Origin of the sequence: Pseudooceanicola profundi (assembly GCF_050897955.1) — a bacterium.
Taxonomy (GTDB): Bacteria; Pseudomonadota; Alphaproteobacteria; order Rhodobacterales; family Rhodobacteraceae; genus Pseudooceanicola.
In genome coordinates this window covers 1,803,098-1,819,415 of the sequence record NZ_JBPAXZ010000001.1, presented here as the reverse complement: position 1 = coordinate 1,819,415, position 16,318 = coordinate 1,803,098, and the positions used below count along the sequence as shown (strand labels likewise).

Annotated in this window: 19 protein-coding genes; 7 read left to right on the top strand and 12 right to left on the bottom strand. The window is 62.9% G+C overall.

Going from position 1 to position 16,318, the window contains the following annotated elements:
* Positions 1-75 precede the first annotated feature (75 nt).
* The 7 genes from ACRARG_RS09070 (at position 76) to ACRARG_RS09040 (ending at position 5,535) form a co-directional block, all read left to right on the top strand.
* Positions 76-777, top strand: coding sequence for a response regulator transcription factor (locus ACRARG_RS09070; protein WP_432689688.1), 702 nt, complete (start codon positions 76-78; stop codon positions 775-777).
* Positions 777-2,495 (top strand): sensor histidine kinase, encoded by a 1,719-nt coding sequence (locus tag ACRARG_RS09065; RefSeq protein WP_432689687.1) that lies wholly within the window; start codon positions 777-779, stop codon positions 2,493-2,495. Before ACRARG_RS09070 ends, ACRARG_RS09065 begins: the two co-directional genes overlap by 1 nt.
* Entirely contained in the window at positions 2,495-2,938 is a 444-nt protein-coding gene (locus ACRARG_RS09060; RefSeq protein ID WP_432689686.1) for an HPr kinase/phosphorylase, read from the top strand. The genes ACRARG_RS09065 and ACRARG_RS09060 overlap by 1 nt, the downstream gene beginning before the upstream one ends.
* Positions 2,939-2,951: 13 nt before the next feature.
* On the top strand, positions 2,952-3,854 hold the full coding sequence (rapZ, locus tag ACRARG_RS09055) for an RNase adapter RapZ (protein WP_432689685.1): 903 nt from the start codon (positions 2,952-2,954) through the stop codon (positions 3,852-3,854).
* A 63-nt stretch (positions 3,855-3,917) separates the two neighbouring features.
* Positions 3,918-4,310, top strand: coding sequence for a PTS sugar transporter subunit IIA (locus ACRARG_RS09050; protein ID WP_432691341.1), 393 nt, complete (start codon positions 3,918-3,920; stop codon positions 4,308-4,310).
* 6 nt (positions 4,311-4,316) lie between these two features.
* The gene (locus ACRARG_RS09045) at positions 4,317-4,595 is read left to right on the top strand and encodes an HPr family phosphocarrier protein (RefSeq protein ID WP_432689684.1); all 279 of its coding nucleotides are present in this window, start codon (positions 4,317-4,319) and stop codon (positions 4,593-4,595) included.
* Positions 4,596-4,677: 82 nt separating this feature from the next.
* Complete coding sequence (locus ACRARG_RS09040) at positions 4,678-5,535, top strand: lysophospholipid acyltransferase family protein (RefSeq protein ID WP_432689683.1); 858 nt, start codon at positions 4,678-4,680, stop codon at positions 5,533-5,535.
* A gap of 38 nt (positions 5,536-5,573) precedes the next feature.
* On the opposite strand, the gene ACRARG_RS09035 is transcribed toward ACRARG_RS09040, so the two are convergent.
* From ACRARG_RS09035 to ACRARG_RS08980, 12 genes are all read right to left on the bottom strand, one after another.
* Positions 5,574-6,338: a TIGR02186 family protein gene (locus ACRARG_RS09035; RefSeq protein ID WP_432689682.1), complete on the bottom strand. Its 765-nt coding sequence runs from the start codon at positions 6,336-6,338 to the stop codon at positions 5,574-5,576.
* Positions 6,335-7,258 (bottom strand): sulfite exporter TauE/SafE family protein, encoded by a 924-nt coding sequence (locus tag ACRARG_RS09030; RefSeq protein WP_432689681.1) that lies wholly within the window; start codon positions 7,256-7,258, stop codon positions 6,335-6,337. Before ACRARG_RS09030 ends, ACRARG_RS09035 begins: the two co-directional genes overlap by 4 nt.
* A gap of 81 nt (positions 7,259-7,339) precedes the next feature.
* Complete coding sequence (locus ACRARG_RS09025) at positions 7,340-8,308, bottom strand: ABC transporter permease (protein ID WP_432689680.1); 969 nt, start codon at positions 8,306-8,308, stop codon at positions 7,340-7,342.
* 3 nt (positions 8,309-8,311) lie between these two features.
* Complete coding sequence (locus ACRARG_RS09020) at positions 8,312-9,406, bottom strand: ABC transporter permease (RefSeq protein WP_432689679.1); 1,095 nt, start codon at positions 9,404-9,406, stop codon at positions 8,312-8,314.
* The gene (locus ACRARG_RS09015) at positions 9,399-11,003 is read right to left on the bottom strand and encodes an ABC transporter ATP-binding protein (RefSeq protein ID WP_432689678.1); all 1,605 of its coding nucleotides are present in this window, start codon (positions 11,001-11,003) and stop codon (positions 9,399-9,401) included. Before ACRARG_RS09015 ends, ACRARG_RS09020 begins: the two co-directional genes overlap by 8 nt.
* 75 nt (positions 11,004-11,078) lie before the next feature.
* Positions 11,079-12,074: a BMP family lipoprotein gene (locus ACRARG_RS09010; protein ID WP_432689677.1), complete on the bottom strand. Its 996-nt coding sequence runs from the start codon at positions 12,072-12,074 to the stop codon at positions 11,079-11,081.
* A 144-nt stretch (positions 12,075-12,218) separates the two neighbouring features.
* Positions 12,219-12,632, bottom strand: a complete 414-nt coding sequence (locus tag ACRARG_RS09005) for a GNAT family N-acetyltransferase (RefSeq protein ID WP_432689676.1) — start codon at positions 12,630-12,632, stop codon at positions 12,219-12,221.
* Positions 12,629-13,192, bottom strand: a complete 564-nt coding sequence (gene tsaB / locus ACRARG_RS09000) for a tRNA (adenosine(37)-N6)-threonylcarbamoyltransferase complex dimerization subunit type 1 TsaB (RefSeq protein WP_432689675.1) — start codon at positions 13,190-13,192, stop codon at positions 12,629-12,631. Before tsaB ends, ACRARG_RS09005 begins: the two co-directional genes overlap by 4 nt.
* A complete protein-coding gene (locus tag ACRARG_RS08995) occupies positions 13,189-13,629 on the bottom strand; it encodes a GFA family protein (RefSeq protein ID WP_432689674.1) in 441 nt (146 codons plus the stop codon). The genes tsaB and ACRARG_RS08995 overlap by 4 nt, the downstream gene beginning before the upstream one ends.
* On the bottom strand, positions 13,619-14,182 hold the full coding sequence (locus ACRARG_RS08990; protein WP_432689673.1) for a NifU family protein: 564 nt from the start codon (positions 14,180-14,182) through the stop codon (positions 13,619-13,621). Before ACRARG_RS08990 ends, ACRARG_RS08995 begins: the two co-directional genes overlap by 11 nt.
* Positions 14,183-14,408: 226 nt before the next feature.
* Positions 14,409-14,864 carry a universal stress protein gene (locus ACRARG_RS08985; RefSeq protein ID WP_432689672.1) on the bottom strand — a complete coding sequence of 152 codons (456 nt, stop codon included), beginning with the start codon at positions 14,862-14,864 and terminating at the stop codon, positions 14,409-14,411.
* A 69-nt stretch (positions 14,865-14,933) separates the two neighbouring features.
* Entirely contained in the window at positions 14,934-16,166 is a 1,233-nt protein-coding gene (locus ACRARG_RS08980; protein ID WP_432689671.1) for an MFS transporter, read from the bottom strand.
* Between the last annotated feature and the right edge of the window lie 152 nt (positions 16,167-16,318).

Here is a 16,318-nt window from a genome sequence, read left to right as displayed (position 1 = left end):
TTGATTGTAAAGGGCGGAGAAGGGATTAATGTCCAAAAACAGGCATAAAATCTGAGCAGCACAAGGAAATCCGCGATGTCCAAGATCGCCCTGGTGGACGACGACAGGAACATCCTGACGTCCGTGGCCATCACCCTCGAGGCAGAGGGGTTCGAAGTCGAGACCTATAACGACGGTCAGGCCGCACTTGACGCTTTTAACAAGAAACTGCCGGACATGGCCGTTCTGGACATCAAGATGCCGCGCATGGACGGGATGGATCTGCTGCAGCGTCTGCGTCAGAAAACGACCATGCCGGTCATTTTCTTGACTTCCAAAGATGATGAGATCGACGAGGTTCTGGGTCTCCGCATGGGGGCGGATGACTATGTGAAGAAGCCGTTCAGCCAGCGTCTGCTGGTGGAACGTATCCGCGCGCTGCTGCGTCGTCAGGATGCCATCGGCGGTGAGGTCATTCCGGAAACCGAAGAAACCAAAGTGATGGAACGGGGCGAGCTGCGGATGGATCCGCTGCGCCATGCCGTGACTTGGAAAGGTCTGGACGTTTCGCTGACCGTGACCGAATTCCTGCTGCTGCAGGCGCTGGCACAGCGCCCCGGCTTTGTGAAATCCCGCGATCAGCTGATGGACGTGGCCTATGATGACCAAGTCTATGTCGATGACCGGACCATCGACAGCCATATCAAGCGTCTCCGCAAGAAGATGCGCAGCGTCGACCCGGAATTCTCCGCGATTGAGACGCTGTATGGTATCGGGTACAGATATAACGAAGAGTGATGGCACTCGCTGAGAGGATCAGTTTGCGGGACGACGCGCCGGACACCAGCGGCGATGTGGTGCTGGGCGACGATTTCGTTGCCCCAAACGCCACCGTTGACGAAGCGCTTCGCGTCCGGCGCGAACGCCGCGGGCTGTTTTCTCTCAAAGCCTCGCCTCTGACGCGAAAAATCATCATTTTCAACCTGATCGCGCTGACGGTTCTGGTCGCGGGTATTCTCTATCTGTCGGCTTCCCGGTCCAGTCTGGTCAAACAGCGCGCCTCCGGCATGGTGACGGAGGCCTCGCTGCTTGCCGACATCTTTGAGGCGCAGATGCCCGAAGACGGTCCTGTCGATCTGTCCTCCGGCGTTGGCATCGATGTCGCCCGTACGCTGGAGGAAATCGATCTTCACAAGGGCGTCGACCTGTATGTTTTTGACCGCGACGGGGCGCTGATCGGGCAGAAGTCTGGAACTATTCTCCGCGCGCTGGACGATGGCCGCACGGGACGGGATTCCACCATTCTGACCGATTTTCTGACCGCCATCTGGAACGGTATGACATCGGTGTTCTCATCCGGGAAGACGGAACGGCCCGACGTCCCGGTGGTGGATCAGGCGCGGGCGCTGGTGGCGCCGTCGCTGCAGGGCGATACGCAGATCAGCACGGGGCAGGGGGATGCCGGATCGTTTCTGGCTGTGGCCTCTCCGATCATGGCGGAGGGCGAAGGGATCGGCGCGGTCGCTCTGGCCTCCTCCGCCGGGGAGATCGATCTGGTCGTTCGGCGCGAGCGCGAGCGCGTGCTGGAAATGTTCGTGATTGCCACGCTGGTGTCGATCGGGCTCAGCCTTGTTCTTGCCTCCACCATCGCCAATCCGCTGGCGGATCTGGCCGCCGCGGCAGAGGTCGGGCGCGACAGCGAACATAAATCGCATTCGCCGGCGCGGGTCCGTATTCCCGACCTGACGGCGCGGCCGGATGAGATCGGGCGGCTGTCTGGCGCGCTGCGTGGCATGGTTGCGGCCCTGTACGAACGCATTGATGCGAACGAACAGTTTGCCGCCGATGTGTCGCATGAGATCAAGAACCCCCTGGCCTCTCTGCGGTCCGCGGTCGCGTCGCTGCGCATGGCGAAACGTGATGATCAGCGGATACAGCTGCTGGATGTGATCGACCATGATGTGCGTCGTCTGGACCGGCTTGTCAGCGATATTTCCAACGCGTCCCGGCTGGACAGCGAGCTGGTGAAAGAAGAGCAGGAAGCCTTTGATCTTGTCAAAATGCTGCGCAATATCTCCGAATATCTGGGGGATCAGGCGCAGGAAAAGGGCATCGACTTTATCTCCGACCTGCCGAAAGACCCGATCGTGCTGCACGGGCTTGAGGCGCGGCTTGCCCAGGTATTCGTGAACCTGATCACCAACGCATCCTCTTTCTGCGAAGATGGCGACGCCATCCGGGTCTGGGCGCGGCGGCGGGACAACCGGGTTCTGATCGTGGTCGAAGATACCGGGCCGGGTATTCCCGACCAGTCGCTGCAGAAGATTTTCAAAAGGTTCTATTCGCATCGGCCGGCAAATGACTTCGGCAATAACTCCGGTCTTGGTCTGGCCATTTCCAAGCAGATTGTAGAGGCGCATGGCGGTGTGATCTGGGCGGAGAATATCCGCCCGACGGATGCGGATATCACCTCCGACCCGCTTGGTGCACGGTTCGTCGTCGGGCTTCCCATCTGATGGCCGCGCCGCAGGATGACCTGACGGCACAGCTCACACTTCATGCTTCGGCGGTTGCTGTCGCGGACCAGGCGGTCCTGATCACAGGCCAATCAGGGGCAGGAAAATCGTCGTTGGCGCTGGCACTGATGGCGCTCGGGGCGACGCTTGTTGCCGATGACCGGGTCATCCTGAACTGGAACGAGGATTCGGTTTTGTTGTCCCCGCCGGGCGCCATTGCCGGGAAGATCGAGGCGCGGGGTGTGGGCATTCTGGCCTGCGAATACCAAAGCAACGTTCCACTGGCGCTGGTTGTGACTTTGGACGAAATGGAAACAGACCGTCTTCCGCCGCGGCGCAGCAAAAATTTGCTGGGGATCTCGGTACCTTTGCTTCACAATACCGGCACCGCGCATTTCGCGCCCGCGATTCTTCAATATCTGCGTGGGGGGAGGGTCGAATGATCCCTCCGGGTGGATGATGGAAGATTTGAGCCCAATAGCGGACAGCAATACCTCGGCACGTCTGGTCCTTGTGACCGGACCGTCCGGTGCCGGGCGCTCCACGGCTATTCGCGCGCTGGAGGACCTGGGCTACGAGGCGATCGACAACCTTCCGCTTTCGCTCATGCCGCGGCTGCTGGAGTCGGGTCCGCTGCAACGGCCGATGGCTCTGGGGGTGGATGTGCGGAACCGGGATTTCTCGACCAATGCGCTGATCGAAACGATCGACGGCTGGGTCCCGGATCGCGCGACGCTTGAGGTTCTCTACCTCGACTGTCGGGCCGATGTGCTTTTGAAACGATTTTCCGAGACGCGGCGCCGGCACCCCATGGCGCCGGCCGAGTCGCCGGAGGACGGAATCGCGCGGGAGCTTGATCTGCTGGGACCCATCCGCGCGCGGGCGGATCTGCTTATCGACAGTTCGGAGATGTCGCCCCATGACATGCGGGCCGAGGTCGAGCGCTGGTTTGCCGTGCGGCGGGGGCAATCCCTGGCAGTTTCCGTTCACTCGTTCAGTTACAAGCGCGGGCTGCCACGGGGCATCGACATGGTGTTCGATACGCGGTTTCTGCGCAATCCTTACTGGGATGAAACGCTTCGTGGTCATGACGGCACGGAAGAGACCGTGCAGGATTACGTTGCAGGCGATCCGCGGTACCCGGCGTTTTTCAGCAAGGTTCTTGGTCTCACGGAAATGTTGCTTCCCGCTTATGTGGCCGAGGGTAAATCATACTTCTCCATAGCCTTCGGCTGTACCGGCGGGCAGCATCGTTCCGTCACTGTGGCAGAACGACTGTCGCGGGCCCTTGCACAGAGCGGCTGGCAGGTGTCAATAAGGCATCGCGAGCTGGAACGCCGCGCTGCGGCGACGGCTTAGGGGGCGCGTATGGGCAAGAGCAGCACGGCGTCGCTGAACCACAAACTGGAAGGACAACAGCCCTTGATCGGCATTGTGATCGTTGCACATGGCGGTTTGGCGCGGGAATACCTCGCGGCGGTCGAACATGTCGTCGGCTCGCAGGACGGAATACGGACGATTTCCATCGAGGCGACACATGACCGCCAGGCGAAACAGATCGAAATCTGTGACGCGGCAGACAGTGTCGACATGGGCGAGGGGGTTGTCGTGGTGGTGGATATGTTTGGCGGGTCCCCGTCCAATCTGTCGATCATGGCTTGCCGTCCGGAAGATCGCCGCATCCTGTACGGTGCCAATCTGCCCTTGTTGATCAAGCTTGCGAAATCCAGGCAGCTTCCCCTGGGCGATGCCGTGCGCGCCGCGACGGAAGCGGGCCGGAAGTATATCGACAGTCAGAACCTTTCGGCGCATTAACGGCATATGAGCGACAAGATTTTCCGCAAGTTCGAGATCGTGAACGAAAAAGGTCTGCATGCGCGCGCCTCGGCCAAACTGGTCGAGGTTGTTGAAGGATTCGATGCCCGGGCCGAGATCAGCCGCGACGGAATGTCCGCAAGCGGCGATTCCATCATGGGGCTTTTGATGTTGGCAGCGTCGAAGGGAACGACTATTGAAGTCGAAACGTCCGGCCCCGATGCAGAGGCGCTGGCGGATGCTTTGCAAGCTCTGGTCGCGGACCGTTTTGGGGAAGACATGTGACGGCCCGAAAGGGTAGAAAGGGGCGCCTTTGGTAGACAGCGCTCAAAATCGTGCCAATTTCACCCGTCCGCGCCGCGGCGGTGTGATTCCGTCTGAGGACCCGCTGGTCTTTACGAAATACGACCGGCGTTCCCTGACCTATTCCACGTCATTCGAGGATCCCTGGCGTCGCAATATCATTCGTGCGATCGAATGGGCGACGGGCAAGGTGTCGATCATCCGCATGATCCGGAAGTTCGAAAAACGGGGCGCGCCGCAGGGGCAGGCCTTCTGGCGGGCGACGCTGGACGTGATGGGGATCGATCTGCTGACGCCGGAGGAACAGCTGGCGCGTATCCCGGCGCAGGGGCCGGTGGTGGTGGTTGCCAATCATCCGCATGGCATGGTCGATGGCATGATCCTGGCCGATATGATCGGACGGGTGCGCGACGATTACAAAATCCTGACCCGCCAATTGCTGACCGGTATCGACGAGGTCGCCTCAAGCTACATGATCCCCGTGCCGTTTCCGCATGATGCGGATGCGCAGCGCAAATCGGTGGAAATGCGCGCCAAGGCCATGGCGCATCTGAAAGAGGGCGGGCTGGTATCGCTGTTCCCCTCAGGTGTTGTTGCCTCCTCCCGTACCGCGTTCGGTCCGGTCGAAGAGGCGGAGTGGAATGTCTTTACCGCGCAGCTGATCCGCCGGTCTGGCGCGCGCGTCGTGCCGATCTTCTTTCCCGGTTCAAACAGCCGCTGGTATCAGATCGCCAATCGGCTGAGCCCGATCCTGCGTCAGTCCATGCTGCTACATGAGATCGTGCACAGCTGTCACAAGCCTCAGAAGCCCATAGTGGGCGACCCGATCGGCCCTGCCGATATGGAGCGTCTGCAATCCGACCCGCGCGGCTTCATGTCCTGGCTCAGGGCACATACGCTTGCGCTTGCTGATCGCGGTTAAAGCCCCGGTGCGGCGCAGCAGCTGCGCCGTTCTTTTCGCTAAGACGACCGGATCACCCGGAAAAAGGTAGAGGCCAGCCAGCCGGCCGCGATGGCGATGGCCAGCGACAGAAGCCCGTATGCCAGCGGCTGGTTGTTCGCCAGCAGATAGAGCCAGCGTTCAAGGCCGACCTTGCGCACCTCCAGCCCGGTATCAAAGCGTGACACGACGTGCCCCTCCCTCAGCAGGAACACGCGGGCATCGTACTGGCCCTCGGTCAGGTTGGCGGGCAGCGAAATTCGGGTGCGGAACAGCGTCTGCTGATCAAATTGTACCGACGATTCCAGGTTCTGATAGATATTCTGATCTTCCCGGATGCGTATCAGGGCCTGGGTGAAATCCACCGGGTTTTCCGTGATGGAGGCGGCGCCCACGGCACGGATCGCTCTTGGAATGCTGATGGAATGGCGCAAGTCTTCGGTCTGCCGCAGGACCTTTGCAAGGGGCCCGGAACTGGCAACAGCATAGAAACTGGGGGCTGCGCTGACATAGACCGACTGGGCGTTGACCCAGACCCCGACCCGACGGTCCTTTTTGTGAATGACCAGCGGTTCGGCGGGCCCGGCGATGGTGACGATCACGTCGAGCGGCGGGTCGATGACCGGGCTTTCCCGTTTGACCGCACCAAAAATCAGAATTTCCGATCCGTCGAAATTTGCAGTGATCCTGACCCTGTCCTGGCTCAGGCCAAGGACGACCTCCTCCTGCGCAAGAAGCGGAAAGGGCAGGAGAAGGCTGATCAGGAGGAAGAGGAGGCGGGTCATAGCGGCCTTCCGATCTCATAAAGTTCGGACGGGCGCAGCAGCAGATCGAGGCCCAGCTTGATGCAAACCGCGAGGACAAGCGCGGCCAGCAGAACGCGCAAGCTTTCGGCCTTCATCTTCGCGCCGATCATAGCGCCGAACTGGGCGCCAATGACGCCGCCCAGGATCAGGATGACCGCCAGAAGCATATCGACCGTCTGGTTGGTCGTCGCATGCAGAAGCGTCGTGAAGGCCGTGACGAAAATGATCTGAAACAGCGATGTGCCGATCACCACCTTCGTCGGCATGTGCAGAAGGTAGATCATGGCCGGGACCATGATAAAACCGCCGCCCACGCCCATGATTGCGGACAGGGTCCCGACGGCCATGCCAACCAGAAACGGCGGCAGCACGGATATATACAGGCCCGACGTCCGGAACCGCATCTTCAGTGGCAGGGCATAGACCCAGCCTTTCTGGCGGCGGGGCCGGGGCGGCGCAACCGTGCCGGGGGCGGCGCGCGACCGGTGCAGGGCGCGCAGGCTTTCGATAAACATTAGCCCGCCGATGACCCCCAGAAAGACCACGTAGCAAAGGTTGACCAGCAGATCGACCTGGCCAAGGCTGCGCAGGTAGTTGAACACAAACACCCCGAGCCCCGACCCGGCAAGGCCACCGGCCAGCAGCACCGCCCCCATACGCAGGTCGACGGTCTTGCGCCTGAGATGGGCGAGCACGGCGGAAATGGAGGATGCGACGATCTGGTTGGCGGATGTCGCGACGGCCACTGCCGGCGGAATGCCGACAAAGAACAGCAGCGGCGTGATCAGAAATCCGCCCCCCACGCCGAACATGCCGGACAGGATGCCCACGATGCCGCCGATCCCGAAAAGGAGAAGGGCATTCACCGAAACCTCGGCTATGGGCAAATAGAGCTGCATGTCCTTTCCTAATCCCGCTTGCTGCACTGCCGCAAGATGGCAGCACCGGTCAGCGGTGCGCAAACAGCTGATGCGGCTGGATTACCGCTCTTTCACGTAGGGTTCGCCTCCAGCGCGCGGCGGAATGGCCCGGCCGACAAAGCCGGCGAGGATGATCACGGTCAGGATATAGGGCAGGGCGTCCAGCAGCTGGACCTGCACCTTGATGCCGATGGTGTTCTGGATCACGTCCGGACGCAGCGCCAGCGCCTGCAGAAAGCCGAAGAGCAGGGTGGAGAAGAGCGCATACCACGGCCGCCATTTGGCAAAGATGAGGGCGGCGAGGGCGATATAGCCGCGTCCTGCCGACATATCTTTGACAAAGCCGGCCTGCAGTGCGGTGGCGAGATAGGCGCCAGCGACCCCCGTCAGGACGCCACAGATCGCAACCGCAGCATAGCGCAGTTCAACAACCGAGACGCCGGCGGTGTCGACGGCGGCCGGGTTTTCGCCGACAGCCCTGAGGCGCAGACCGAACCGGGTGCGGTAGAGGATCCACCAGCTGGCCGGGACCATCAGGAAGGCCAGATAGACAAGGATCGTATGGCCGGAGATCAGTTCGTAATATATCGGCCCCAGCACCGGAACGTCCTGCAGGCTCTCCGCAAAGGGCAGCTCGATCGGGCTGAACCGTCCGGCACCGCTGAGCGATGGCGTGCGGCCGCCCTGTTTGAACCAGTCCTGTGCAATCAGCACAGTCATGCCGGCGGCGAGAAAGTTGATCGCAACGCCGGAGATCAGCTGATTGCCCCGGAAGGTGACAGCTGCAAGGCCGTGCAGGGCCGAGAGCACCATCGAAGAGACGATACCCGCCAGCAGACCCAGCCAGACATTGCCGGTGACATAAGCCACAGCGGCAGAGAAGAAGGCCGAGATCAGCATCTTGCCTTCCAGCCCGATGTCGAAGATGCCCGCGCGTTCGGAAAAGAGCCCGGCAAGGCAGGCCAGCAGCAGTGGCGTGGCCAGACGGATGGTCGAGTCGAGCACCTGCAGGATGGTCAGGAAATCCATGGCTCAGCCCTCCTTCCGGCGCAGCGCGATGAAGATGCGCTCCAGCGGCATGCGCACCATATTGTCGAGCGCCCCAGTGAAGAGGATCACCAGCGCCTGAATGACCACGATCAGCTCGCGCGGGATATTGGTCCAGAGCGCCAGCTCTGCCCCGCCCTGATAGAGGAAACCGAAGAGGATGGCCGCCAGCAACACGCCGAACGGGTGGTTGCGGCCCATGAGTGCCACGGCGATGCCGATGAAACCCGCGCCCTCGGTCATGTTCAGGATCAGCCGTTCGGATTCGCCCTGCGTCGTGTTGACGGCCATCATGCCGGCCAGCGCGCCGGAGATCAGCATGGAGATCACGATGATCTTGGTGCCGGAGATGCCGGCGTATTTCGCCGCGCTTTCCGACCAGCCGAAGGCGCGGATCTCGTAGCCGAGGCGCGTGCGCCAGATCAGCAGCCAGACGAAGAGGCAGGCGAGCAGCGCCAGGAAGAATGAGACGTTGGCCGGCGCGCCACGGAAGAGCGGGTTGTCGGGCGTCGCGAACATGTCCTGAAAGGTCGGCAGGTTCGTGGCCTCCGGAAAGCGGGCGGTGGCCGGATCCATGGCGCCGACCGGGCGCAGCAGGTTCACGAGGATGTAATTCAGCAGGGCGGCTGCGATGAAGTTGAACATGATCGTGGTGATCACGATATGGCTGCCGCGTTTGGCCTGCAGATAGGCCGGGATCAGGGCCCATGCGGCGCCAAAAACGGCCGCGCCTGCGGCAGAGCCCAGAATTGCCAGGTACCAGTTGGGCCAGGGCACGTAGAGGCAGACCAGCGCCACGCCCAGCCCACCCAGCATCGCCTGACCTTCGCCGCCGATATTGAACATGCGTGAATGGAAGGCGACCGACACGGCGAGGCCGGTAAAGATGAAATTCGTTGCGTAATAGAGCGTATAGCCCCAGCCCGAGGATCGCATCAGCGCGCCTTCGACCATCAGTTTGAAGGCATCGACCGGGTTCTCGCCGATGCCGAGGATCACCAACGCCGAGAGCGCGGCGGCCAGCAGGAGCGAGATGATGGGGATCAGGACGATATCCGCCCAGGCCGGCATCTTATCCATGTTTGGGTTCCTCGCCGTGTTCGACCGCCTCGATATTTTCCTCGACCGCCTGCCAGTCGGGTTTGTCCGGCTCTCCGGCGATCCCGGCCATCAGCAGGCCCAGCTCGCGCTCGTCCGCCATGGCGGGGTCGCGTTCGCCCATGATGCGACCGTCGAACATGACGGCGACGCGGTCCGACAGCGACATGATCTCGTCCAGCTCGACAGAGACGAGCAGGATCGCCTTGCCCTCGTCGCGCAGGCGCACGATCTCCTGATGGATGAATTCGATGGCGCCGATATCGACGCCGCGCGTCGGCTGGCCGACAAGAAGGAGGTCCGGGTTCTTCTCGATCTCGCGGGCCAGGACGATCTTCTGCTGGTTGCCGCCCGAGAAATTCTTGGCTTTGAGCGAAGGGATCGGCGGGCGGACGTCGAACCGTTCCATCTTGGCCTGGGCTTCCTGGATGACGGCGGCGTTTTTCATCAGCGGTCCGGCGGCCCATTTCGGATCGCGGTGATAGCCGAAGATAGTGTTTTCCCAGGCGGTATATTCGAGGATCAGCCCCTCTTCATGACGGTCTTCGGGCACATGGGCGATGCCGCGTTTGCGGCGCGACTGGCCGTCGGATTTGGCCCCGGTCAGGTCGATCGGCTGGCCGTTCATCGTGATGGTCCCGGTGGCCTTGCGCATGCCGCCCAGCACTTCCATCAGTTCGGACTGACCATTGCCCGCCACGCCTGCGATGCCGAGGATTTCGCCGGCGCGAATACGCAGGCTCACGTCCTTCACGCGGTGCACGCCTGCACCGTCGGTGACGTTCAGGCCTTTGACCTCCAGCACCGTTTCGCCGGGCGTTGCGGGTTTCTTGTCGACCCGCAGCAGCACCTTGCGGCCGACCATCAGCTCTGCCAGCTGCTCTGGCGAGGTTTCGGCGGTCTTGACCGTGGCTGTCATCTCGCCCCGCCGCATGACAGAGACGGTGTCGGTGATTTCCATGATTTCCCGCAGCTTGTGGGTAATCAGGATGATCGTTTTGCCTTCGCGCCGCAGGTTGTCGAGGATGCGGAACAGGTGATCGGCCTCTGCGGGCGTCAGCACGCCGGTCGGCTCGTCGAGGATCAGGATATCGGCCTCGCGGTAGAGCGCCTTGAGGATTTCGACGCGCTGCTGGTGGCCAACGGACAGCTCTTCGATCAGCGCATCGGGGTCGACGTTAAGTTCATATTCATCGGCCAGCCGTTCCAGCGACTTGCGCGCCTTGGAGATGGAGGGCTTTAACAGGGCGCCATCCTCGGCGCCAAGGATCACATTCTCAACCACGGTGAAATTGTCGACCAGCTTGAAATGCTGGAAGACCATGCCGATGCCAGCGGCGATGGCGGCCTGGCTGTCGGGAATGTCAGTTTTGGTGCCATTGATGAAGATTTCACCTCTGTCGGCCTTGTAGAAGCCGTAGAGGATCGACATCAGGGTCGACTTGCCGGCGCCATTTTCGCCGATGATGCCGTGGATCGTGCCCGGCATGACGCGGATCGAGATATCCTTGTTGGCCTGAACCGGGCCAAAGGCCTTTGAAATGCCCTTAAGCTCGATCGCGGGTTCGGTTCCGGCCATCCTGTCCCCCAGTCTGTCGTATTAAACTGAAACAGGCCGCACCCCGGGGCGCGGCCTGAATTCGTCTGGCGTGGATCAGAAGTCCAGCGCGGGGCAGGTGCTGTCTGCCATGTAGTCGTGCACTTCCAGCTCGCCGGAGGCGATTTTCGCTTTGGCGTCGTCCACGGCAGTCTTCATCTCGGCAGAGACGAGCTCGGCGTTGTTGTCGTCCATGGCGTAATCGATGCCACCATTGGCAACACCCATCACATTGATGCCGGTCTCGAGGTCTACGCCGCCCTTCATGGCGTCATAGACGGCGTTGTCGACGCGCTTGAGCATGGAGGTCAGGACCTGACCCGGGTGCAGATAGTTCTGGTTGCTGTCCACGCCGACCGACAGGATGCCTTCGTCGGCCGCGGTCTGCAGAACGCCAACGCCGGTGCCGCCGGCTGCGGCATAAACGACGTCCGCGCCTTGGGAGATCTGGGCTTTGGTCAGCTCAGACCCTTTCACCGGGTCGTTCCAGGCGGCCGGGGTGGTGCCGGTCATATTGGCCACGACAGTTGCGTCGGCATTCACGGCCATCACGCCCTGGGCATAGCCGCAGGCGAATTTGCGGATCAGCGGAACGTCCATGCCGCCGATGAAGCCGACGGTGCCGGATTCCGACGCCATCGCGGCCATCATGCCGACGAGGTAGGAGCCTTCATGTTCGTTGAACACGACCGAGCGGACGTTGGGCGCATCCACGACCATGTCGATGATCGCGAATTTGGTGTCGGGGTAGTCGGGGGCCACTTCGCTCAGCACGTCGGCAAAGGCAAAGCCTGTCATAACGACAGGGTTGGCGCCGGCTTCGGCAAAGCGGCGCAGGGCCTGCTCGCGCTGCGCTTCGGACTGCATCTCGATTTCGCGCACGGTTTCGCCGGTTTCTTCCATATAGCGGGTGAGACCGGCAAAGGCCATTTCGTTGAAGGATTTGTCGAATTTGCCGCCAAGATCGTAGATCATCGCAGGCTCGGCCGAGGCGGCGCCGGCGGTCAGGGCGACAGCGGCAGCAGCACCAAGGAATTTGGTCATCAGGGTCATAGGTTTCTCCCGGTTGGCATGGGGCGGTTGGCTCCGCCCGGCAACAGATCGTTGTTGATCATGGGGGATTAAGGCGCTGGCATCGGCACGGGTCAAGGGTGAATCCGGCCTTAACGCTGGGCAAACGCTGAATTTTGCGTCACGTCACGTCAGGTTTTTGCCCATGATTTCAGCGTCGATCTGTTGGCCCTCGGGTGTGGTGTAGTACCGCGATCTGCGGGCCTTTGTGGCCCATCCTGCTGCGGCGTAAAGGGCACGTGCGGCGTGGTTTTCCGCCGAAACTTCAAGAAAGAGTTCCCTTGCGCCGCGAGCTGCGGCCTCGGCTTCGAATATGGCGAGGCAGCGTTGGCCATGTCCGGCACGTCGCTCTGCGGGGTCGGTGGCGATGGTGAGCAGCTCCGCCTCTCCGGCGACGACCCGGCCCAGGGCAAAGGCCGGGCCGCTCTGCGTCAGGAAGACCAGCGGGGAGGACAGGAGGTCGGTGAATTCAACCGCAGTCCAGGGGCGTGGCGTGGTGAAGCTGGCGGCGTGGATGCGGGCCAGATCGTCAGGTGTCACGCGACGATCTCCGGCGGGGCGTCGCGTGGCGGGGCAGCATCGGCGGGACGCAGGTAGAGCGGTTTTGGTGCGGGGGCGCTGACCGGATCGGCATCCCGGGCGACCTTTGCAATGGCCGTGGCGAGTGCTGCGGGCGCCGGCGGATAGAGCGCGCCTGCGGCCAGTTCAGCGGGCAGCAGTTCCGGGGACGCGCCCGGCCTGTCCAGATAGACCTGATCACGGGGGGCAGGGACGGCGACGCTGGCCTCCGGTTCCGCGTGGCGCACGGCCTCGAAGGTCGACACACCGATCGCCGGGATACCCAGCGACAGGGCAAGTCCGCGCGCGGCGGCGACAGAGATGCGGACGCCTGTGAAATTGCCGGGTCCGACGCCGACGCCGATGCGGTCGAGGTCGGACCATGAGAGGCCCGCTTCGGCCAGCACCTCCTCCAGCAGGGGGAAGAGGCGTTCGGCCTGTCCCTTGGTCATCTCCTCTACCCGCGTGGCGAGGACATGGTCGTCTGACACAAGCGCGGCGGCGCAATGGGCGGCCGAGGTATCGAAGGCGAGCGTGATCATGGCGCAGGTGACGGGCCCAGAATGACCGCGCGGGAACTGGCAGCCTCCCGCGGGAGGTCATCCGCGATGTGCAGCCAGCAAAGGCGCGCGGCGGCATGGGCGTGCAGGCGGGGGGCTAGGGCGTCGGGATCGTCCATCACCCCGACAGGCAGGTAGACCTGACCGGGCAGGTAGTCGAACCGCGCGGTCAGGGGCGAGCCGCAGCTGCCGCAGAACTGGCGCAGGACGCCAGCCGTGGCCGCGACGTGCCGGACGGGGCCGGTGACGGTCACGGTGCCTTCGGCCACGGCGGCAAAGGCCGCAACGGGCCCGCCGGTCACGCGGCGGCAGTCGGTGCAGTGGCAATAGGCGGCGGTCAGCAGGGGGCCGGCAGAAATGGAACAGGCGCCGCAATAGCAGCGCCCGCTCAGAGGTCTCGTGGCCGCCTCAGACGGCAACCGGACGAACCTCGGTCACCTCGGGGATGTAATGGCGCAGCAGGTTTTCGATCCCCATTTTCAGCGTCAGGGTCGAGGAGGGGCAGCCCGCGCAGGCGCCCTGCATATGCAGGTAGACCACACCACGGTCAAAGCCGTGGAAGGTGATGTCGCCGCCGTCCTGCGCCACGGCAGGCCGCACGCGGGTATCAAGCAGTTCCTTGATCTGGCCGACGATCTCTCCGTCCTCGCCGTCGTGGTCGGCATGGCCGGAGGCAGCCTGTTCGCCGGTATCCATGACCGGGGCGCCGGACTGGAAATGTTCCATAATCGCACCCAGCAGGGCTGGCTTGATATGGTCCCATTCCACGGCATCGGCCTTGGTCACGGTGACGAAATCGGTGCCGAAGAACACGCCGGTGACGCCGTCGACCGCGAAGATGCGGGAGGCGAGCGGGGATTTGCCGGCAGTGTCGGCAGAGGGGAAATCGGCGGTGCCGGCTTCCAGCACGGTCTGGCCGGGCAGAAACTTCAGCGTCGCCGGATTCGGGGTGGATTCGGTCTGAATGAACATCTGCGGGAGCCCTTTCTGGATCAGGTCTCCGATATGCGCCCCAGGGCGGCCTGAGTCAAGGTTTAGAACGGTTCTAATATGTCGACGGTGGCCGCACCTGACGTTTCCTGCCGCAGGACAGGAGGGTCCGGGCCTGCACATGGCAGTCCCAGCTGTCCGTGAGAGGTGGGGGATTCGGGCTGAGGAAAGACAGAACAGCCGGCCTACAGGGCGCCCCTTGCGTCAGTCAGGTGGTCGCCTCCAGCCGCTCTTTGGACATGTCACCGGGCACGATGGTCATCGGGATGGGTAGCGACCCGGAGGATTTCGCAAGCTGGCTGACCAGCGGTCCGGGGCCGTTCTTTTCCGTGCCCGCGCCAAGGACAAGCACCCCGATGTCCGGGTCTTCGCGGATCTGGGTCAGGATTTCCGTCACAGGTTCGCCTTCGCGGATGACCAGCTCCGGGTCGATGCCCTGCCGGTCGCGCATCCATTTGGCGAAGACCTCGTAATGCACGACGATGCGTTCGCGGGCCTCTTCGCGCATGATGTCGGCGACGCCGATCCAGTGCTGGAATTCCTCCGGCGGGATGATCGACAGGATGGCGACGCCGCCGCCGGTCTTGGCCGCACGCATGGCGGCAAAGCGCATGGCGTTCAGACATTCGCGGCTGTCGTCGAGGATGACGAGAAACTTGCGCATGGGGCTCTCCCTTCCGGCCGGATCATGGCCGATGGGGCGGGGCGCGTCTATCGTGGAATTGATGTGCGGTCAGGCGGGCGCCGGGGCGGGCGGCCTGGGCGTGGCGAGGGCCGTGGCGATCTGCACGATCCCGGCAAAGAGGCCGAGGCCCACGCCCAGCTGCCAGGCCAAGGTGTAATTGCCCATGTGGTCGTAGAGCCAGCCACCGCCGAAAGCGCCCGCAAAACTGCCGAACTGATGCGACATGAAGGCCAGCCCCTGAATCATCGCCTGCCATCTGAGACCGAACATCTCGGCCACAGAGCCCGCGACCAGCGGCCCGACCCCCAGCCAGAGGAACCCCATGAGCGCGGCAAAGAGCAGGGTGGATTGCGGTGTCGGCAGGTCATGGAAATACCAGGCGAGGATAAGCGAGCGGCAGAGATAGATCATCCCCAGCAGCACCATTTTGTTCCAGCGCCCGCCGGCCCAGCCGAAGAAGAGGCTGCCGAGGATGTTGAAGAACCCGATCAGCGCCAGCGCCTGTGCGCCCAGCATCGGGTCCATGCCGCAGATCGCGAGGTAGGAAGGCAGGTGGGTCGTCAGGAAAATGAGCTGCATGCCGCAGACGAAATAGGCGGCTGCCATGATCACGAAGGGCGGTGTGGAGAGGGCTTTTTTCAGCGCGTCCCTGCCGGAGAGGCTGTCGCTGCCGCCGGGGGTCGCCGTGGGCAGGGGCTGACGGTCGATCCGTCCGGCGAGGATTGCAGCGGGAATCATCAGCGCGGCAAGGATCGCGAAGCCGGTCATGGCGGCGCGCCAGTCGATCATCTGGGTCAGGGTCTGACCGAGGGGGGCGGCGTAAAGCGTCCCGGCGGAGCCCGCCGCGGAGATGATGCCGAGCGTCAGGCTGCGCCTTTGCGGAGAGACGGCGCGGCTGGCCACGGACATGGTGATGGCGGTGCCGACGAATCCCATGGCCGGGCCGATGCAGAGCCCGGCGGTCAAGAAAATGGTCAACGGGTTCCAGGCCATGGACAGCCCCAGCAGGCCGGTGATGTAAAGCGCGGCACCGATCAGCATGATATTGCGGAAGCCAAGGCGCGGGACCAGACCGCCCGCCAGCGGCTGGAAGACGCCCCAGGCCAGGTTCTGTACGGCGATGGCGAGGGTGAATTCGGCGACGTCGATGCCGAGGTCCGTGGTCAGCGGCTGGGTGAAAAGGCCGAGGCTCTGCCGCAGGCCCATGGCGAGGCTCAGCAGGGCAGCGGCGGCGGCGACGACAATCACCGGACTGACGGCGGGTTCAGGGCGGGTGGACATCTGCTCCTCCGGGACTCGGTCGTCACTGGACCAGTCGGTCTGTATTGTCTTCCTGACGCATGTCAGGGTCAAGCGCAGTCTTCGCAACGGCAGGATGTGGCTCTGCGCAATTCTGTTGACCTTGCGCCGCCTGCCGGGCTAGGGGCCATGGC